We start from the raw sequence: 19710 nt of genomic DNA on the forward strand, positions 1-19710 counted from the left end.
GATTTATGGGTCCTTGTCGCTTACCCATGGGCCAACAAGAGGTCAACCAGAGCAGGTCCCATGTATAACGAAAACGCAGACGCTTCCCCGTTTAATGCCTTGCCACCAGTGGTGATCGCCTTGGCGGTCATTTTGGCAGGGATCGAGATAATCTTCCAAGCGGGCGCGAGTGGCCTTGTTGGCGGGTCGCAGGCCGTCGGATGGCGGCTGGCGGCGCTAGAGGATTACGCCTTCTCCGGCCTGATCTGGGATCAGATGCTGGAGAAGACTTACTTCCCGCTGGAACACATGCAGCGGTTTGTGACTTACCCGTTTATCCACGGAAATTTCACCCATGCAGCCTTCGCGGTCGTCATCGTGCTGGCGATTGGCAAAGCGGTGGGCGAAGTGTTCTCGGCCGTGTCGTTCATTGCGGTCTTCATGGTCAGCTCGATCGTTGCGGCGCTGGTTTATGCGTTGGTGACCAACACGCCGCAGCCGTTGTTTGGCGCGTATCCCGGTGCTTACGGACTGATCGGGGCCTTCACGTTTCTGCTGTGGGTCAATCTTGCCGCTGTTGGCGCAAACTCGATGCGGGCGTTTTCGCTGATCGGGTTCCTGATGCTGTTCCAGTTGGTATTCGGCCTGCTGTTCGGCGGTGGCTATGACTGGGTCGCAGATGTCGCGGGCTTCGTCGCGGGTTTCTTGCTGTCCTTCGTGGTCAGCCCCGGTGGCTGGGGGCGTGTGCTGGAAAAAATTCGCAAGCGTTAGCGTTTTAGGCTGCGCTTCAGGTCGGACGGGGTGAACGCGCCCAGAAGACGACCTGCGAAGGCGTAGAAGACCCCGCCCGACACCAGCAGGATTGCCAGCGCCAAATAGCGCCACGCGCCCATCTCGAAGAGGGGGCGTAGCACGAGGTTGCCGCCGTAAAGGAATGCCCCCATCAGCACGGAGGCTGCGATGATGCGCGGCGCGCGGGTGCGGAAGCGGGCGTCAAAGGTTGCGGCTTGCCCAAAATCGCGGGAATAGCGCCACAGCAGCCATGCCATGCCCCATCCCGCCAGCGAGGTGGCAAGCGCGGCGGCGAGGTAATCAAGCCACGCCCACAGGCCCACGGCGACAACCACGTTGATGACCATGGAGGCCACGGCGAAATAGAATGGACGCTTGGTATCTTCACGGGCGAAATATAGCGGCTGGAAGATCTTTTGCAGCACGAAGGCGGGCAGCCCCATGCCGTAGATTGCCACGGCCAAAGCGGTGGCAGCGGTATCCTCGGCTGTGAAGCGGCCCCGCTCGAACAGGACCGAAATCATTGGGGACGGAATCACCATGAGTGCCACGGCACACGGCACGGTTAGGGCCAAAGCGACCTCGCCCGCGCGGCTGAGCGCGTCTTGGCCGCCTGCCACGTCGTCGGCCTGCAAGCGGCGTGACAGTTCCGGCAACAGCACCACGCCGATGGCAATGGCGACGACGCCCAGCGGCAGTTGATACAGGCGGTCGGCATAGTTGACCCATGCGATTGCGCCCTCGGTCCAGCTTGCCACGTTGCGGCCCACCAGCAGGTTGACCTGCACCACACCACCCGCCAGCGCGGCGGGGGCGGCGATGATGGCGAGGCGCTTGAGTTCCGGTGTCAGGCGCGGACGGCGGGGGATCAGGCGGAAACCGGCGCGGGAGGCGGCGATCCAGACCAACGCCAGTTGCGCGATGCCTGCGAGCGGCACGGTCCATGCGAGGGCAAGGCCGATATCGGCACCAAGCGCCCACGCCAACGTCAGCGACAGGATAAACAAGACATTAAGCAAGACTGGCGCTGCGGCCGCTGCCACAAAGCGGCCTGTGGCGTTCAGGACGCCGGATAGCAACGCGGCCAGCGAGATGAACAGGATGTAGGGGAAGGCAATGCGGCCAAAGAGCGTGGCCAGTTCGAACCGCTCGTCCGCCACGAAGCCAGACGCCATGAGCAGCACCAGCGCGGGCATGAACACTTGGGCGATCAGGGTGAAGAAAATCAGCAGCGTCCCCAGACCCGTAAAGGCGTCGCGGGCGAAGGTTTCAGGGTCGTCGCCGGACTCCAGTTTTTTGGAGAACATCGGAACAAAGGCCATGTTGAACGCGCCTTCCGCGAAGAAGCGGCGGAACATGTTGGGAAGCGAGAAGGCGATCAGAAACGCCTCGGCTACCGGCCCTGCACCCAGAAAGCCCGCGATCAGAACGTCCCGCACAAAGCCAAGGATGCGCGACAGCAGCGTCCACATGCCAACGGTCGCAAAGCCGCGTAGCAGTCGGTTTGGCTGGCTCATTCGCGCGCCCGCTCGGAGCCGCGGGTGATGGCTTCACGTAATTTACGCTCAATCGCGGCTTGCTTGGACTTGGAGTGGAACTTCAGCCCGAACATGTCCTTCACATAGAATGTGTCGACGACCTGTGCGCCGAAGGTCGCGATAACGGCGGACGCGATCTGGATGTTCGCCTCGGACAGCGTGCGGCTAAGGTCATACAGAAGGCCGGGACGGTCGCGGGTGTCCACTTCAATGATCGTGTAAATCTCAGAGCCCTCGTTATCAAAGGTCACCGATGTCGGGACCACGAAAGGCCGGTGCCGTTTCTTCATCTTGTCGCGGGGCGCTAGGGCTTCGCGGGCCAAGACCTCACCCATAAGGGTTTTGTGGATCATCGACTTCATACGTGGCAAGCGCGCCATGTCGTAGGGGTGCCCGTCACCATCCTGGATCCAGAACGCAGCGGTCGCAAAACCGTCTTTGCTGGTGTAGGTCCGCGCATCAACGACGTTCGCACCAACCAAGGCCAAAGCACCACACATACGCGCAAAAATGCCCGGATGGTCGGCCATGGCAAAGCACGCGCGCGTTGCATCACGATCCTCGTCCGGCGTGAGTTCAATCCGGACTTCATCTGTCGGAATGTCATGCAGAAGCTTGGCAAAATCCACATGTGCGGTGACATGTAGACCTTGCCAGTAGGGCGGGTAATGCCGCGCGATTTCGCGGGTGAGGTCTTTCTTGTCCCAATCGGGCAGCGCCGCGCGCAGGTTCTTTTTCGCCTCGGAGCCGCGCTCTTCGCGGTTGAGTGCTTCCATGCCGTCTTCCAAGCCGCGTTTGGTTTGGCGGTATAACGCGCGGATCAGGGAGGCTTTCCAGTTGTTCCAGACATCGGGACCGACACCGCGAATGTCACAGACGGTTAACACGCAAAGCAGGTCCAACCGTTTGACGGTTTTCACGGCCTTGGCGAAGTCGCGCACGGTTCTAGGGTCGGCAATGTCGCGCTTTTGTGCCAGATCGGACATGAGCAGATGATACCGGACCAGCCACTCGACCGTTTCGCATTCATCCTTGTTCAGGCCAAGCCGTGGCGCGATGTAGCGGGCCATTTTAGCGCCAAGGACAGAATGGTCTTCTTCGCGTCCTTTGCCGATGTCGTGCAGTAGTAGGGCGACGTACATAACCTTGCGGTTAAGGCCCCGTTTCAGAATGCCGGAAGCGACCGGCAGTTCTTCGATCAGCTCTTCACGTTCGATTTGCGCAAGGTGGGAGATCGTCTGGATCGTATGTTCGTCCACCGTGTAGGAATGATACATATTAAACTGCATCATCGCGACGATGGTTTGAAAATCGGGAATGAACGCGCCCAAAACCCCAAGCTCGTTCATACGCCGGAGCGCGCGCTCCGGGTTGCCGTGTTTGAGCAATGTGTCGAGGAAGATGCGTGACGCATCTTTGTCGCCCTCCAGCCCGCGTATCATGTCCAGATTGGCTGCAATCAGGCGCATCAGGTCCGGATGAATGAGGTAGCCGGTGCGCAGGGCCTCTTCAAATACTCGCAGCAAGTTGCGCGGGTCTTTCAGGAAGTTGCGCTTGTTTGCGACGGTGATGCGGTTTTGACGAAGCTTGTAATCCGGCTTCAACCGCTTGCGGCGGGCATTGCGCAGGAAGCCGATGATCGCGGGTTCTTGTTTGACGTGGCGGGCTTCCAGATCGGTCAGCAGAATGCGCGTCAATTCTCCGACCCGCGTGGCGTGGCGGAAGTAATCTTGCATGAAATGCTCGACAGCGCGGCGCCCGCCCTGATCTTTGTAGCCCATGCGTTGGGCGACATCGACTTGCACATCAAAGGTCAACTGCTCGTTGGCGCGATTGGCGATCAGATGCATGTGAGACCGCGTGGCCCAAAGAAAGCGATCAGCCTGTCGGAAGTTGTCCAACTCGTCTTGGGTGAAAACCTTGCGCTTCACCAACTCGTCTACCGTTTTCACCCGATTGACGTATTTGGCGATCCAGTAAAGCGACTGCAGATCGCGCAAGCCACCTTTGCCTTCTTTAACGTTCGGCTCGACAATATACCGCTGCCCGCCATGTTTTTTCAGCCGTTCCTCGCGTTCTTCCAACTTGGCTTCTACGAACTCTGCGCCCGTGTTGTTGAACAGCTTGCTCCAAAGTTGCGCGTCTAATTCCTTCGCCAAGGGTGCGTAGCCGTCGACGAGCCGGTGTTCCAGCAAAGCGGTCCGGATGGTGAAATCCTCGCGGCCCAACCGCAGGCAATCTTTGACAGTGCGAGAGGCGTGGCCGACTTTCAGCTTCAAATCCCAAAGGATATAGAGCATCGACTCGATCACGCTCTCGGCCCAAGGCGTGACTTTGTAAGGTGTCAGAAACAGCAGGTCGACATCCGAGAACGGCGCCATTTCCCCGCGCCCATATCCGCCCACGGCCAGCACGGCCAATCGTTCAGATTCGGTAGGGTTCGAGATCGGATGCAGGTATTTGGTGGCAACGTAGAAGGTGGCGCGGACCAGCCCGTCGGTGAGGTGGCTGTAAGACCTACATTGCCGGCGCGCCGCCATCGGGTTTTGTCGAAAGGCTTCTGCGATAGTTTCGCGGCCGGCAGTCTGGGCGTCTGATAACACCTCGACTGTCGCTGCACGCATCTCCTTGGCGTCGGAGCAATCGGCCAGCGCCGCATCAAGACGTGCGTGCAAGGCGTCAGGGTCCAGAATCTCGTACGCCGGGCAGATAAGCTCGCCCGGCGCACTAGGTGCTTTCTCGGAATGGCCGGGCTTAAAAGCCGCCGAAGCCGAAGGATTTTGGTGCGGGATCAATAATCTGGACCTGATTGTTCGTCACTTGGGCAACCGCCATCGCACGTTGGTTCGTGCCGTCGGCCTTGAACCGGAATACCCCGTTCACGCCCTTGAAGCCAGAGGATTGCGTCAGGTTTCCCTTCGTCATGGCAAGCTTTTTGGCGGCAAGGGCACCAACCGCCGCGATGCCATCGTAAGCCAAACCGGCCAGCGGATGCGCGGAATCGCCATACGTGCTGCGGTAGCGGCTGTTAAACTGCGCGACAGGGGCCGGATCTGGAAGGGCGAACCAGCCGCCCTGAACGCCGGGCAAAGACAGCGTTTGCGGCGGCACATCCCAACGGGTCAGTCCGATATATTTGGTCACCGATGGGCTGATGCCCTTCTCGGGCAGCAATTGAGCCAGCAAGGGCAAGGCACCCGTGCTGTCGGATGTCAGCATGATCGCCGTTGCCCCGGATTCTTTGATGGTATTGGCAATCGTTGGAACGGCTGAGACGATGCCTTGCTCGCTAAACTCGAAAGAGCCGTCGCCGACAATCTGAACATTTGTGCCAGCGGTGGCTTTCACGATGGCGGATCGCGCGATTTGACCGACAGGAGTGCGCGGATAGACCACAACCACTCGGCTGCGCCCTTGCGAACTGGCGTAGCCCATCAGGCGGGATGCGATGCTGTCGAAGGTGTTGCCCAAAACGAAGAGGTTGCCACCGGCGATAGAGGTGTTGTTGGAAAACGAGATGACGTTGACCTTGGAGCCAGCCACTGCAACCGCAGCGGCGTTTGCTGCGTCAGACCGCAGTGGCCCGAGGATGATGTCAGCACCCGCAGCAACGGCCTGAGACGCGACGGAGGCCGCGGTGCCTGCTTGTCCGGCTGTCTTGTAGACGGTGATGTTCACCTTGCCTGCGCCCAGATCAGCAGCAGCCATACGGGCGGCGTTTTCCAAAGCGCGGGCCAGGCCGTCATCGCCCGGTGTCGCGGAGCCGTATGGCACCAGAAGTGCTACGTTGACGGCACTGCCGTCGGATTTCGCTCCGCTTGCGCCACCGCCAACTTGGCTCAAGTCGACGTCACAGGCTGACAATGCAGCTGCTGCGACAACCGCCAAAACGGCGCGCGCGCCCTTGCGGGCGCTTCCCAAAAGGTTGAACATGTTAATCACTCCATAAGTCCCCACCAAATGGCCGCCGGCACAGCCACACTTGTGGCAAACTGAATACGAGGTATGGAGTGTCAAGTAAACGTGAAGACGAAGGGTAGGGCTCATGACGGCTGCAAATCGCGTAAATCTGGCGTCTGGCCTGTATTTCATAGCCACTCCGATCGGCACCGCACGCGATATCACGCTGCGCGCGCTTGATATTTTGGCCTCGGCGGACGTTCTGGCCGCTGAAGACACCCGAACTTTGCGTCGATTGATGGATATTCATGGAATCGCTTTGGAGGGACGTCCGATGGTGGCCTATCACGACCATAATGGCGCTTCTGCACGACCCAAGCTGCTTAGGGCACTGGCGGACGGGAAGTCGGTTGCCTATGCCTCGGAGGCGGGCACGCCACTTGTTGCTGATCCCGGTTATCAATTGGGCCGCGCCGTTACCGCTGAAGGGTACTTGGTCACTGCCGCGCCGGGGCCATCTGCAGTATTAGCGGCGCTATCAGTCAGCGGCCTTGCGACCGACGCCTTCTTTTTTGCCGGATTTGCACCCACCTCAAAGGGCCAACGGCAGAGCTTTCTAAGGTCACTGGCAGAAGTGCCCGGAACGCTTGTTTTCTACGAAAGCCCGAAGCGGGTTCATAAAATGTTAGCTGATCTGGTCGAAGTATACGGTGAGACACGTGATGCTGTTGTGGCACGTGAGTTGACTAAAAAGTTCGAAGAAGTCCGGCGTGGCACCTTGGCAGCATTGGTGGATGAACTTGATGGCGTGACGCTAAAAGGTGAAGTGGTTGTTTTGGTTGCCCGTGGCGAGGTCAGTTCGTTCGATGAAAAGGACACTGACATCTTGCTGAAAGAGGCGATGGCCGCGGGGTCTTTGAAAGACGCAGTGGCGCAGGTCGTGACGACCACTGGCCAGCCGCGCCGGCAGGTTTACCAAGCCGCGCTTAGATTGGAAAAAGAAGGAAAATAGCGATGTCGCGATCCGCGCGTGGCCGAATGGGATACCACGCAGGGATCGAAGCCGAGCGGAGCGTGGCACGTGATTATTTAAAGCGCGGATACAAATTCGCCGCACATAGGTTTCGAGCGCGTGGTGGAGAGATCGACCTTGTAATGCGCTGGGGTGACAAGGTTGTTTTCATCGAGGTCAAACAAAGCCGCACCCATTCGCGCGCTGCTGAAAGATTGTTGGCCGAGCAGATGACGCGACTGTTTCAAGCAGCGAGCGAGTTCGTCGCCAATGAACCCGCAGGACAAGATACGGATATGCGTTTTGACGTGGCGTTGGTCGACGGGACTGGTCGCGTCGAGATCATCGAAAATGCTCTCGTAACCTGAATGTGCGCAAGAATGCCGGTGGATGTTCGCAGATAATGGATTGAAAGCCCGACCCGCCTGCCGCATTTAACGGGTGCGGGCTTTTACCGGCCCTAAACCATGGAAGGACAGCGCATGGGCCTGAAGGTCGCCATTCAAATGGATCCGATTGATAACATTGACATCGACGGGGATTCCAGTTTCCGCATCGCTGAAGAAGCGCAAGCACGCGGGCATGAGCTGTTTTATTACACGCCTGATGCCCTGTCCTATGAGGAGGGCGAGGTTTATGCGGTCGGCTGGCCATTGACGGTGCGCCGCGTCAAAGGTGACCATTTCGAGCTTGGTGAGAAGCAACGGATCAATCTTGCGGATTGGGACGTGGTCTGGCTGCGCCAAGACCCGCCATTCGATATGGGCTACATTACCACGACGCATATTCTGGACCGTATCCATCCCGACACGCTGGTGGTGAATGATCCGACTTGGGTGCGAAACTGGCCGGAAAAACTGAAGGTTCTGGACTATCCTGACCTGACCCCACCGACTGCAATTGCACGTGACTTGATGACCTTGAAGGCATTCAAGGAGCGCCATGGGGATGTTATCCTCAAGCCACTTTATGGAAATGGCGGTGCTGGCGTGTTCCGCCTGACGCCTGATGATCGCAACTTGAACTCGCTGCACGAACTGTTTGCGGGGATCAACCGGGAGCCGTTGATCATGCAGAAGTTCCTGCCCGATGTGGCCAAGGGCGACAAGCGCATCATCCTGATTGATGGCGAGCCCGTTGGTGCAATCAACCGCGTGCCTGCCAAAGGGGAAACCCGCTCAAACATGCATGTTGGTGGGCGGCCGGAAAAGGTTGGTCTGACCGAGCGGGACCGCGAGATTTGCGCACGGATCGGGGCCGATCTGAAAAACCACGGTCAAGTGTTTGTCGGCATCGACGTGATCGGGGGATGGCTGACCGAGATCAACGTGACCTCGCCCACTGGCATTCAGGAACTGGAACGGTTTGACGATGTGAACATCACAGCGAAGATTTGGGAAGTCATAGAGGCGAAACGCGCCTGATCAGGACGCGACGCGGTAGCTGACGGCTTCTGCGATATGGCGTGAAGCAACCTCCGCGCTTGCCTCCAAATCCGCGATAGTTCGCGCCACACGCAGCACGCGGTGGTAGCTGCGCGCCGATAGCCGGTAATGTTCTGCGGCCCGTGTTAGCAACGCAGCCCCCTCTGCGTCGGGTGTCGCGATTTCCTTTAACAATTCGCCTTCTGCGTCGGCGTTCACTCTGACACCCGGATAAGCGTCAAAGCGAGTGCGCTGCACCTCTCGCGCGGCTTCGACACGCGCGGCGACCTGCGCTGAGGTATCCCCAGATGCAGGCAGGTCCAAATCCGTGAAGGCCACTGGCGGGACGTCCAGTCGCAAGTCAAACCGGTCCATCAACGGCCCCGATATGCGGCCCAGATAATCCTCCCCACATAGCGGCGCGCGGGAGCAGGCCTGTGCCGCGTCGGTCATGTAGCCGCATTTGCACGGGTTCGCAGCGGCGACCAGCATGAATTTGCAGGGGTAACGCACATGGGCATTTGCCCGGGCGACGACCACGTCTCCGGTCTCGATGGGTTGGCGCAGGGTTTCCAGCACTGCACGGGGGTATTCGGGAAATTCGTCCATGAACAACACACCATTATGCGCCAACGAGATTTCCCCGGGTTTCGCACCGCGCCCGCCTCCGACGATTGCGGCCATGGAGGCTGTGTGATGAGGAGTTCTGAACGGGCGTTCACGCGAAATGCCACCGTCCTCCAACAGCCCTGCGAGAGAGTGGATCATTGAGGTCTCCAACGCCTCTTCGGGTGACAGCGGCGGTAGTATTCCCGGCAAACGGGCCGCCAACATGGATTTGCCCGACCCCGGAGTACCGACCAGCAAAAGGTGGTGGCGACCCGCAGCAGCGATTTCCAACGCCCGTTTGGCGCGTTCCTGCCCCTTCACGTCCCGCAGGTCTTTGCTATGTTTGGGGCGGGTGACCTCGCCGGGCGTTGCGACGGCAAGGGGCTTCTGGCCGGTATAGTGCTGTACCACCTCCAACAGTGACGCAGCGCCGAACACGCGCGCCGCATCAACCCATGCAGCCTCCGCTCCGCATTGCTCGGGGCAGAGCAAGCTGCACTCCTGTTCCGCCGCTGTGAGGGCTGCAGGCAGGGTTCCGATGACGGGGACCAAAGACCCATCCAGCGACAACTCGCCCAAGGCGACGGTGTTTTGCACGTCTTCAGCGGGAAGGATGTCCAGCGCGGCCAGCAGGGCAAGCGCAATTGGCAGGTCGAAATGCGACCCTTCTTTTGGCATGTCGGCAGGGGACAAATTGACCGTCACGCGCTTGGACGGCATAGCAATCGACATCGCGGTGAGGGCTGCGCGGACCCTGTCACGGGCCTCGCTGACGGCTTTGTCCGCGAGGCCCACGATCGAAAAGGACGGCAAACCAGCGGTCACGGCGCATTGCACCTCGACCAGCCGGGCTTCGATGCCCTCAAAGGCGACTGTGTATGTGCGCGTAACCAATTAACCCTCGGTGCTAAACCCTTGGGTGCACAGTGGCGGGTGTTTGGTTAACGCGAGGTTTACTCAGTCCGGACCAGGCCACTTTCCCGCCGCGTAGGGCAGGTCGTAGTTGGACTGAGGCGCATCTTGAAGCCCGCGCCTGCGCCACTCTAGAAAGACCGGGTCGGAAATCGTTTCCACGACATAAGGTTTCGAGGCCTCACTGATCGGCAACCCATACCCCGCCATCCGCGCCGCGACCGGGGCGAAGAACGCATCCGCGATCGAGTATTGCCCGAACAACCAAGGCCCATCCGTCGCAAGGTTGCGCGCGGCTGCCCATAGCTGTTCGATGCGGGCAAGATCGGCCGCCACCTCCTCGGAGACAGGAAAATCAAGGAAGCTCTGCCGCAAATTCATCGGACAGGCAGAGCGCAGGGCGCCGTAGCCACTATGCATTTCAGCGACCATGCCACGTGCCAGGGCGCGTGCTTCGGTATTCTCGGGCCAGTAGCCCTTATCCGGATGCCGCTCGGCCAATGTTTCGGCCATCCCAAGGCTATCCATTACAACGCCGCCTTCAGGCAGTCGCATCACCGGCACCGTGCGGGCGGGGGTGAACGGTTTCAGGTCTTCCTGAAACTGAGGAATATAGAACCGCGTGTCATGGACGGTCACGTCGACATTGAACTTCGCGAACAGAAGCCAACCCCGGAGCGACCAGCTGGAATAAGAGCGGTCGCCGATAAGAAGATCATAAGTCATGTTCAGCAGGTTAGCCTGAGGTCGGCGCGCTACGGAAATAAAGAATTGTGGGGCAGGCCCATCACGGTTGATGATTGATCACATCTGCGCGCCAGCCATTGGGGCCGATATCTATGCGGGTCACCGAGAGTGGCTCAATCTGGTGCGACATCGCAGCATAGGGCGTGACCCCAAGGGCGCGTTCGATCTGGGACATGATGACCCCCATGTGAGCCACGATCACAACATCATCATGCTCGCTGTCGTGGAGGGCATCAACTTTGGGGGTAAGGCGGGCGTGCAGATCGTTCCAGCTTTCGCCCTCCGGTGGCTTCACGTCGCCCGGCGTTTCCCAATAAGCGCGGGACAGTTCGGGATGCATATCGGCGACCTTCGAGAAGTGGAGGCCGTCCCAGACGCCGAAATCAAGCTCCCTCAAGTCGGGATCATGCGGCAGGCGCGTGCGGCCAAGCCCGATCACATCGGCGGTTGAGCGGGCGCGGATCAAATCGGAAGACACCAAGGCCGCGTTACTTGGCAGGTAGGCATGCAGCCGGGCAATCTTGTCCGTATCGGACAAATCGGCGGGAACGTCCCGCCATCCGGTAAAGGCTTTTTCATGTGTCGGGCCGTGGCGGACCCACCAAAGGCAGGTGGTTTTCACGACACCCCCTCGGGCAGTGCGCCTTTCAACACTAAAGGCAGGCCCGCGATGACCTGCACGACAAGCTGCGCCTCACGGGCGATACCCTGATTAAGCTTGCCCTGTGCCTCACGAAACTGACGTGACATAGCGTGTTCCGGCACGATGCCCTGGCCGACCTCGTTGGTGACCACGATGACATGCGCAGGGCAGGTCGCGAGCGCCCGTATCAGTTTCTCAGATTCGGCGTGCAAATCGGCCCCCGCCAGCAGTTGGTTGGTCAGCCAGAGTGTAGCGCAATCCAGTAGGATCACCTGATCCTTTGACGCGTGTTCCAGCGCTGCGGTCAAACGCAAAGGTTCCTCGACGGTGGTCCACCCATCGGCGGCACGTGCTTGCCTGTGATCCGAAATCTTGGCCTGCATTTCGTCATCGAAGGCCTGAGCCGTCGCAATGTAGATTTTTGCTTTGTCCGAACAGGTTTTGACGATCGCCCGCTCCGCAAAAGCTGATTTTCCGGACGCGGCACCACCAAGCATTATCGTCAGAGAGGGTAGTCCGGCCATCTTAATTCCTCCAACTCGTTTTGATCCGTATGCGCTTGTGCCGCGTATTCATCACAAAAGGCCAGACCAGAGCCAAGCCAAAACTGACAAATTGGGGGTGAGACTTATGGCACTAGATGCAAGACCATCCGACAACGTGCTGTCGCGGACGGCAATGAAAGCGGAACTTTTGGACGCCGAGACGGAGCTTCGACTGGCGTATGCGTGGCGCGATGACCGCGACGAGGCAGCCCTGCACAGGTTGATCACGGCTTATATGCGGCTAGCGATCTCCATGGCTTCGAAATTTCGCCGCTACGGCGCGCCGATGAACGATTTGATTCAAGAGGCCGGACTCGGCCTGATGAAAGCTGCCGACAAGTTTGATCCTGACCGCGGCGTGCGCTTTTCGACCTACGCAGTTTGGTGGATCAAGGCGTCCATCCAAGACCATGTCATGCGCAACTGGTCGATGGTGCGGACGGGGTCTACCTCATCCCAGAAATCACTGTTCTTCAACCTGCGCCGCGTTCAGGCTCGGCTGGAGCGCGAAGCCTCCGCGCGCGGAGAACCTTTGGATCGGCACCAGCTCCGGCAGATGATCTCGACCGAGGTGGGCGTTCCGTTGCACGACGTGGAAATGATGGAGGGCCGGATGGCTGGCTCTGACTTCTCACTGAACGCGACGCAATCGACCGAGGACGAAGGGCGGGAATGGATCGACGCGCTTGAGGATGATAGCCCGCAAGCCGCTGAAACCGTGGAACAGTCCCATGACAACGACACTTTACGGGGATGGCTTGTGGACGCCATGACCGCGTTGAACGAGCGTGAGCAGTTTATTGTGCGCGAACGGAAGCTTCTGGATCGCCCAAGAACGCTGGAAAGTTTGGGCGACGAATTGGGCTTGTCCAAGGAACGTGTGCGTCAACTGGAAGCCGCAGCTTTCGCCAAAATGCGTAAATCGCTGGAATCGCAAGGGTCTGAAGTGCGGAATTTCTTGGCGCATTGATACGCATCAGTGTGATTTCACGCGGTCCCCGTTTAAGCAACTGATTGCCCCCTGCGTCGCGCTGTCCTAACACTTGTGGCGAAGAAAGCGGGGTGCAACATGCTTGCAGGCAAACGGATACTTCTCATCGTTGGTGGCGGAATAGCCGCTTTCAAGTCGTTGGACCTGATCCGTCGACTGCGCGAACGTGGCGCGACCGTGACGCCTGTGCTCACCAAAGCGTCAGAGGAGTTTGTGACCCCGCTCAGCACGTCGGCTTTGGCGGGACAGAAAGTGTACCGTGACCTGTTCGATCTGACTGACGAGGCCGAAATGGGCCATATCGAACTGTCCCGCGCCGCCGATTTGGTTGTCGTTGCACCTGCAACTGCTGACCTGATGGCTAAAATGACGGCTGGACTGGCGAATGATCTGGCCTCAACTCTCCTCATGGCGACTGACAAACGCGTTTTGATTGCACCTGCGATGAATGTGCGTATGTGGGAACACCCTGCCACGCAACGCAACTTGGTCACGTTACAAGGCGATGGCATCATGACCGTCGGTCCTGACGTGGGCGATATGGCGTGCGGCGAGCATGGCCCGGGCCGCATGTCCGAGCCGTTGGCCATTGTCGACGCGGTAGAGGCGGCTCTGGCGGATGGACCCTTGAAGGGTAAGCATGTGCTTGTGACATCTGGCCCGACTCATGAGCCGATTGATCCGGTTCGCTACATCGCGAACCGCTCATCGGGCGCTCAAGGTACAGCGATCGCGCGCAGCTTGGCAGCCCTTGGTGCTGATGTGACGTTTATTACCGGCCCCGCTGACGTATCGCCGCCTTCGGGTGTGAAGGTCGTGAAAGTTCAAACCGCGCGCGAGATGAAAGACGCGGTGGATACGGCTCTGCCCGCTGACGCGGCGGTGTTTGCTGCTGCTGTGGCCGACTGGCGGGTCGAAAATGCCTCCGGCTCCAAAATGAAGAAAGACGGTTCGGGCAAAGCGCCTGCTTTGGAGTTTGCTGAGAACCCCGACATTCTGGCGGGCGTGTCCCAGCTGAAAAAGGGTCGCCCCAAACTGGTGGTCGGGTTTGCAGCTGAAACCGACGATGTCGATGCCAACGCAACCGCCAAGCGCAAACGTAAAGGATGTGACTGGATCGTGGCCAATGACGTAAGCCCCGAGACAGGGATCATGGGCGGGAGCGAAAACGCGGTGTCTGTTATCTCTGACGAAGGCACGGAGGTCTGGCCGCGACTGTCGAAGGATCAGGTCGCCGCCAAGCTTGCTGAAAAAATCGCTGGGGCTTTGACGTGACACCGGTTCTTCATTTCACATGGACGCAGGATGCCGATCCTGCTTTGGGACTGCCAACTTATGCAACCGAAGGTGCAGCTGGCGCGGACTTGCGGGCCAATTTGGGTGAAGCAGATCGTGCGACCGGATTGGTATTGGCGCCGATGGCACGCGCTTTGGTTCCGACGGGACTGCGCGTTGAAATCCCCGACGGGTTCGAAATGCAAATCCGACCACGCTCCGGACTGGCGCTCAAACACGGGGTTAGCCTGCCCAACTCACCGGGAACGATCGACAGCGATTACCGCGGGCCTTTGGGGGTGATCCTGATCAACCTTGGATCCGATCCATTCACCATCGTGCATGGTGACCGGATCGCCCAGATGGTTATCGCCCCGGTGGTGCAGGCCCGTTTCGAATTGGCTCAAGGACTGTCCGATACCGCGCGTGGCGCAGGCGGCTTCGGGTCAACAGGGCGCGGCTGAGTTGTTTTTGGTCCTTGTCATAGCGGCGGTGATCTTGCTGGCGGGTCGTTTATTGGGCCTGAGCAGCCGAACGCAGATCGTGGCTCTGGTAGTTCTTTTCGCGCTTGTGCTGTTTTTTCAGGTCACCCTGCCGGTTGGTAACCCGATCAAGGACGCCACCGGTTCGCTTGCGAATTGGGCAATTTTGGCAGGGGTGGCTGCCATTGTTGTGGGATATCGGGCGATCTTGCAGCGTTTGAGACGCGATGCGTCCGAGACAAAAGCCTCGCCGGTTGCGCCTGACAAGTTCTCCGAGGCGGAGCTGAACCGCTACGCCCGCCACATCGTTTTGCGTGAAATTGGCGGGCCCGGGCAGAAGAAAATGAAGACCGCGCGGGTGCTTGTCGTCGGTGCCGGTGGCTTGGGGGCTCCGGCTTTGCAGTACCTCGCGGCGGCGGGTATCGGGACCATTGGCGTGATTGATGACGACGTTGTCGACAGCTCCAACTTGCAACGTCAGGTGATCCATACAGATGCGCGGATCGGGATGCCCAAGGTGTTCTCGGCCCAAGAGGCGTTGCAGGCACAAAATCCTTTTGTCACCATCCGGCCCTATCATCGTCGTCTTGAGCCAGACATGGCTGCCGAGCTGTTTGCCGACTACGATGTGATTTTGGACGGGTCAGACAATGCCGCAACGCGCTATCTGGTGAACCGCGTTGCGGTGGAGCTGGGCAAGCCCTTGATTTCCGGCGCAATTACGCAATGGGAGGGGCAGCTTAGCCTGTTTCATCCGGCAAGTAATGGCCCGTGCTATGCGTGTGTTTTCCCCAATGAAGCGGCCGCCGGATTGGCCCCGTCCTGCTCTGAAGCGGGGGTCGTTGGCGCGTTGCCGGGGGTCGTTGGCTCGATGATGGCTGTCGAGGCGATAAAGCACGTGACGGGTGCGGGTGCGACACTGATCGGCAAGATGCTGATCTATGATGCGCTCTACTCCGAAACACGGCTGATCACCCTCAAATCCGACCCCGCTTGTTCGGTCTGTGGACAACCTCCTAAATAGTGGCATTGACCCACAGGACCCACAATCTGTTGTGGGTAAGACTAAATAAAGTCTTTACAGAGAGTCTGATACATCACAACATCTAGGCAAGGGTCGTGGATAACAAGCGACCTGTAGTATGGAACGCAGCCTATTGGGGCACAGGTAACACCCAATGCGCGATCTGGATAGGGGACCGAGCATGTCCAGCTTAGATCACTACCTCGAAACCGAGGATTTGCACCCGATTGATTTGGTGGAAACCCTTGCAGCCCATCATGAATGGGAATTTGACCGCATCGCGGAAGATCAAATCGCAATGGCGATCGAGGGGCAATGGCGCACTTACTCGATAACACTGGCATGGTCTCACCATGACGAGACCTTGCGGCTTGTTTCAACCTTCGAGATGGAGCCACCAGAAGACAAGCTGCCCGCCCTTTACGATGTGCTGAACCGTGCGAACGATACGTGTTGGACCGGTGCGTTCACATATTGGCAAGCGCAACGGCTGATGGTTTACCGCTACGGATTGATCCTGTCAGGCGGGCGTGACGCGGGCGCGGACCAAGTTGACAAGATGCTGTCGGCGGCCGTGATGGCGTCGGAGCGGTTCTACCCTGCGTTCCAACTGGTGTGCTGGGGCGACCGGACCCCGCAAGATGCGATGAATGTTGCCATTGCGGAAGCCTACGGGCGCGCCTAACATTTGCCCCTGACGACAGACGGGGGCTTCATGGATTTTACCAAGATCAACACGCGCGGGCTGGTATTGCTGGGCTGCGGAAAGATGGGCTCGGCCCTGCTCGAAGGTTGGCTGAAAGGTGGCATCGACGCAGGTGCCGTCTATGTGCTGGACCCGAACCCGTCGGATTGGGTGAAGGCGCAGGGCGTCCATATCAACGAAGATTTGCCAGACGATCCAGCCATCGCCCTGTTGGCGGTAAAGCCGCAAATGATGGGCGACGCACTGCCAAGCATGGCGGCTCTGGGCAACGGAACCACACTGTTTCTGTCTATTGCCGCCGGCACGTCGATTGCGCATTTCGAAGAAGCGCTCGGGGGGCAGACACCCATCGTGCGCTCCATGCCGAACACGCCTGCCGCGGTCGGTCGGGGTATCACCGCGATCATTGGCAACACTCACGCAACTGCGGCAGATCTGGATTTAGCTGAAGGGTTGTTGAAGGCCGTGGGTCAGGTCGTGCGGTTGGAAAATGAGGGGCAGATTGATGCGGTGACCGGCGTCTCCGGCTCCGGCCCCGCTTATGTGTTTCACTTGATTGAAACCATGGCCGCAGCAGGCGAGGCGCAGGGGTTGGCACCTGAACTGGCGATGCAACTGGCAAAGGCGACAGTGGCCGGTGCAGGCGCATTGGCGGAAGCCGCCGAGGAAAGCCCCGCACAGTTACGGGTCAACGTCACCAGCCCCAATGGCACCACAGCGGCGGCTTTGAACGTGTTGATGGACAGGGAAAAGGGCTTCCCCAAACTGTTGGGCGATGCCGTGAAGGCCGCGACCGAGCGCGGGCGCGAGTTGGGGAAGTAAGCGGTGGCAGAGATTTCATTCGACGACTTCATGAAGGTCGACATCCGCGTGGGTGTCATCACCAAGGCCGAACCCTATCCCGAAGCCCGCAAGCCCGCGTTCAAACTCTGGGTGGATTTCGGGCCTGAACTCGGGGAGCGGAAAAGCTCCGCACAGATCACCAAACACTACACGGTCGAGGAATTGCCCGGAAAAAAGGTGATGGCGGTCGTCAACTTCCCACCGCGCCAGATCGGCAAGTTCATGTCCGAAATACTGGTTCTTGGCGTGCCGGACAAGGACGACGAAGTCGTTCTATTGGCCCCTGACAAAGACGTGCCGATTGGCGGAAGGCTGTATTAGATGAAACTCCTGATTTCCCGTTTGCTGCCGGATGCCGTCATGGACAAGGCTCGTGCCGAGTTCGACGTGACTTTGCGCGAGACCTCGGACCCGATGACCGAAGCAGAGGTGACCGAGGCGTTAGAGACCTACGACCTGATCCTGCCCACATTGGGCGACCAGTTCACGGCTTCTGCGATCTCTGCCGCGACGCCCCGCACCAAGCTGCTGGCCAATTTTGGTGTCGGTTTCAATCATATCGACGTGGACGCCGCAAAGGCGCAGGGCATTGAAGTCACCAACACGCCGGGTGCTGTGACGGATGCCACCGCCGACATCGCCATGACGTTGATGCTGATGACCGCACGGCGCGCGGGTGAGGGGGAGCGGATGGTGCGCTCCGGCAAATGGACAGGCTGGCAGCCCACGCAAATGCTGGGGCTACACCTGACGGGCAAGACAGTCGGAATTATCGGAATGGGGCGGATCGGCCAAGCGATTGCGAGCCGATGCCGCAACGGGTTCGGCTGCAAGATTGTCTACGCTAACCGGTCGCGCAAGGATGTGGACGGGGCGGAGCAGTTGGACAGCATGGAGGCTGTCGCGCAGGTTGCTGACGTGGTAGTTGCCGCCACACCGGGCGGACCCGCGACGCGGCACTTGATCGGCAAATCCGTTTTCGAGGCAATGCAGCCCCACGCGATTTTCGTCAACATATCCCGTGGCGATGTGGTGGACGAGGCGGCGCTGATTACGGCGCTGCAATCCGGTGCTCTCGGTGGTGCGGGTCTGGACGTCTATGAGAACGAACCCATAGTGCCTGACGAGTTGCTCGCTATGGAAAACGTCGTCCTACTACCCCATCTCGGCACCAACACGCTGGAGGTGCGTACCGGCATGGGGATGATGGCGCTGGATAATCTGCTGGCCTTCGCGGCGGGCAAGGATTTGCCGAACCCTGTTTAGTTCAGCAGACAGCCATCGGCGTCAAATCCGAACGGGTCGCGGTCCCATTTGGAGAAAGGCAATCCCGGCGTCACATCCACCCACAACACCTCGGCAGCCCGATCAAAGGGATCCATGCCTGGGTCAAAAAGCGGTCCGACCTCCCACCCACGCGCGCTCGCCGCTTCGCGCAAATCCGACGTGGTCGCGCAGGCTGATGCGGCTACGTCTTGGACGAAGTCCATGCGCGAGTCCTGCCATTCGATCACGCCAGCGGTGTTAAGATCCCCAAATATCTCTTGAAAGCCGCGTGTCATATAGCCCGCGAAACCACCTATGCCCAGCAGCATGACCCAGAGCGCAAGCCGCTTCACGTGCGCTCCCCGATGGCCTCTCGGAAGTGCTTGCGGCACAGAGACACGTAGGTCTCGTTGCCACCAACCTGCACCTGATCACCGTCCACCAAGGCTTTCCCGTCAGGGCCCCTGCGGATCACCATGGTGGCCTTCTTGCCGCAATGGCAGATGGTGCGGACTTCCCGCATCTCGTCCGCCAAGGCCAGCAATGTGGCGGAGCCGGGAAACAACTCGCCACGGAAGTCGACGCGCAACCCGTAGCACATGACCGGCACCTTTAGGTCGTCGACCGCGCGCGCCAGCTGCCAGACCTGCTCTTTCGACAACCACTGGGCTTCGTCGACCATGACGCAAGCGACCTTGCCTTGGTCCAATCGGTCCGAGATCATCGCGAACAGGTCGTCCTGTTTGCCGTAGATGTCCGCCTCGCGCGCCAAACCGATCCGCGAGCCGATTTTTCCGGTGCCTGCGCGGTGGTCGAAATCGGCGGTCAGCAGATAGGTCTGCATCCCCATTTCCTGATAGTTATGCGCCGCTTGCAACAGAAGCGTCGACTTACCTGCGTTCATTGTGGAATAGTGGAAATAGAGCTTTGCCATAACGTCCCGTAACAAAACCGTATGTAAGGATCAAGGCGGTGAGGGGCGTGCTAGGGAAAGCATTCAAAGCACGCGCTGATTACCCGGC

The 19710-nt window shown here is 59.3% G+C and carries 21 protein-coding genes; 12 read left to right on the plus strand and 9 right to left on the minus strand.

Going from position 1 to position 19710, the window contains the following annotated elements; genetic code table 11:
• Positions 1–60: 60 nt before the first annotated feature.
• Positions 61–750 carry a rhomboid family intramembrane serine protease gene (locus BUB72_RS09385; RefSeq protein WP_073143199.1) on the plus strand — a complete coding sequence of 230 codons (690 nt, stop codon included), beginning with the start codon at positions 61–63 and terminating at the stop codon, positions 748–750.
• On the opposite strand, the gene murJ is transcribed toward BUB72_RS09385, so the two are convergent.
• From murJ to BUB72_RS09400, 3 genes are read right to left on the minus strand one after another with little or no spacing between them, the layout of a single operon-like run.
• A complete protein-coding gene (gene murJ / locus BUB72_RS09390) occupies positions 747–2288 on the minus strand; it encodes a murein biosynthesis integral membrane protein MurJ (RefSeq protein WP_073143201.1) in 1542 nt (513 codons plus the stop codon). The genes BUB72_RS09385 and murJ overlap by 4 nt on opposite strands.
• Complete coding sequence (locus tag BUB72_RS09395; protein ID WP_083588624.1) at positions 2285–5104, minus strand: [protein-PII] uridylyltransferase; 2820 nt, start codon at positions 5102–5104, stop codon at positions 2285–2287. The genes murJ and BUB72_RS09395 overlap by 4 nt, the downstream gene beginning before the upstream one ends.
• Entirely contained in the window at positions 5064–6242 is a 1179-nt protein-coding gene (locus BUB72_RS09400; protein WP_073143203.1) for a penicillin-binding protein activator, read from the minus strand. The genes BUB72_RS09395 and BUB72_RS09400 overlap by 41 nt, the downstream gene beginning before the upstream one ends.
• 112 nt (positions 6243–6354) lie before the next feature.
• On the opposite strand from BUB72_RS09400, the gene rsmI reads away from it, so the two are divergent.
• The 3 genes from rsmI to gshB all read left to right on the plus strand — a co-directional run bounded on the left by rsmI (position 6355) and on the right by gshB (position 8645).
• Complete coding sequence (rsmI, locus tag BUB72_RS09405; RefSeq protein ID WP_073143206.1) at positions 6355–7221, plus strand: 16S rRNA (cytidine(1402)-2'-O)-methyltransferase; 867 nt, start codon at positions 6355–6357, stop codon at positions 7219–7221.
• A 2-nt stretch (positions 7222–7223) separates the two neighbouring features.
• Positions 7224–7589, plus strand: a complete 366-nt coding sequence (locus BUB72_RS09410) for a YraN family protein (protein WP_073143208.1) — start codon at positions 7224–7226, stop codon at positions 7587–7589.
• A 114-nt stretch (positions 7590–7703) separates the two neighbouring features.
• The gene (gene gshB, locus BUB72_RS09415) at positions 7704–8645 is read left to right on the plus strand and encodes a glutathione synthase (RefSeq protein ID WP_073143210.1); all 942 of its coding nucleotides are present in this window, start codon (positions 7704–7706) and stop codon (positions 8643–8645) included.
• On the opposite strand, the gene BUB72_RS09420 is transcribed toward gshB, so the two are convergent.
• From BUB72_RS09420 to cobU, 4 genes are all read right to left on the minus strand, one after another.
• Entirely contained in the window at positions 8646–10148 is a 1503-nt protein-coding gene (locus BUB72_RS09420) for a YifB family Mg chelatase-like AAA ATPase (RefSeq protein WP_073143212.1), read from the minus strand.
• A gap of 63 nt (positions 10149–10211) precedes the next feature.
• Positions 10212–10892 (minus strand): glutathione S-transferase, encoded by a 681-nt coding sequence (locus BUB72_RS09425; RefSeq protein WP_073143215.1) that lies wholly within the window; start codon positions 10890–10892, stop codon positions 10212–10214.
• 61 nt (positions 10893–10953) lie between these two features.
• Positions 10954–11535, minus strand: a complete 582-nt coding sequence (locus BUB72_RS09430) for a histidine phosphatase family protein (RefSeq protein ID WP_073143218.1) — start codon at positions 11533–11535, stop codon at positions 10954–10956.
• Entirely contained in the window at positions 11532–12080 is a 549-nt protein-coding gene (cobU, locus tag BUB72_RS09435) for a bifunctional adenosylcobinamide kinase/adenosylcobinamide-phosphate guanylyltransferase (protein WP_073143220.1), read from the minus strand. Before cobU ends, BUB72_RS09430 begins: the two co-directional genes overlap by 4 nt.
• Before the next feature lie 106 nt (positions 12081–12186).
• Here cobU and BUB72_RS09440 point away from each other — a divergent pair, with 106 nt between their 5' ends.
• From BUB72_RS09440 to BUB72_RS09475, 8 genes are all read left to right on the plus strand, one after another.
• Positions 12187–13071: an RNA polymerase factor sigma-32 gene (locus tag BUB72_RS09440; RefSeq protein ID WP_073143223.1), complete on the plus strand. Its 885-nt coding sequence runs from the start codon at positions 12187–12189 to the stop codon at positions 13069–13071.
• Between the two features lie 99 nt (positions 13072–13170).
• The gene (gene coaBC / locus BUB72_RS09445; RefSeq protein ID WP_073143225.1) at positions 13171–14367 is read left to right on the plus strand and encodes a bifunctional phosphopantothenoylcysteine decarboxylase/phosphopantothenate--cysteine ligase CoaBC; all 1197 of its coding nucleotides are present in this window, start codon (positions 13171–13173) and stop codon (positions 14365–14367) included.
• Positions 14364–14831 (plus strand): dUTP diphosphatase, encoded by a 468-nt coding sequence (gene dut, locus BUB72_RS09450; RefSeq protein WP_073143227.1) that lies wholly within the window; start codon positions 14364–14366, stop codon positions 14829–14831. Before coaBC ends, dut begins: the two co-directional genes overlap by 4 nt.
• A gap of 1 nt (position 14832) precedes the next feature.
• Complete coding sequence (locus BUB72_RS09455) at positions 14833–15873, plus strand: HesA/MoeB/ThiF family protein (RefSeq protein ID WP_073143733.1); 1041 nt, start codon at positions 14833–14835, stop codon at positions 15871–15873.
• Between the two features lie 181 nt (positions 15874–16054).
• Positions 16055–16558, plus strand: a complete 504-nt coding sequence (locus BUB72_RS09460) for a type III secretion system chaperone family protein (protein WP_073143229.1) — start codon at positions 16055–16057, stop codon at positions 16556–16558.
• A gap of 30 nt (positions 16559–16588) precedes the next feature.
• Positions 16589–17401, plus strand: coding sequence for a pyrroline-5-carboxylate reductase (gene proC, locus BUB72_RS09465; protein WP_073143232.1), 813 nt, complete (start codon positions 16589–16591; stop codon positions 17399–17401).
• Between the two features lie 3 nt (positions 17402–17404).
• Positions 17405–17743: a tRNA-binding protein gene (locus BUB72_RS09470; RefSeq protein WP_073143234.1), complete on the plus strand. Its 339-nt coding sequence runs from the start codon at positions 17405–17407 to the stop codon at positions 17741–17743.
• The gene (locus BUB72_RS09475) at positions 17744–18688 is read left to right on the plus strand and encodes a 2-hydroxyacid dehydrogenase (RefSeq protein ID WP_073143236.1); all 945 of its coding nucleotides are present in this window, start codon (positions 17744–17746) and stop codon (positions 18686–18688) included.
• Here BUB72_RS09475 and BUB72_RS09480 read toward each other — a convergent pair.
• Positions 18685–19041, minus strand: coding sequence for a hypothetical protein (locus tag BUB72_RS09480; RefSeq protein ID WP_073143238.1), 357 nt, complete (start codon positions 19039–19041; stop codon positions 18685–18687). The two genes, BUB72_RS09475 and BUB72_RS09480, sit on opposite strands and share 4 nt — an antisense overlap.
• On the minus strand, positions 19038–19622 hold the full coding sequence (locus tag BUB72_RS09485) for a thymidine kinase (RefSeq protein WP_073143240.1): 585 nt from the start codon (positions 19620–19622) through the stop codon (positions 19038–19040). Before BUB72_RS09485 ends, BUB72_RS09480 begins: the two co-directional genes overlap by 4 nt.
• Between the last annotated feature and the right edge of the window lie 88 nt (positions 19623–19710).

The sequence above is a fragment of the Litoreibacter ascidiaceicola genome, assembly GCF_900129235.1.
Taxonomy (GTDB): domain Bacteria; phylum Pseudomonadota; class Alphaproteobacteria; order Rhodobacterales; family Rhodobacteraceae; genus Litoreibacter; species Litoreibacter ascidiaceicola.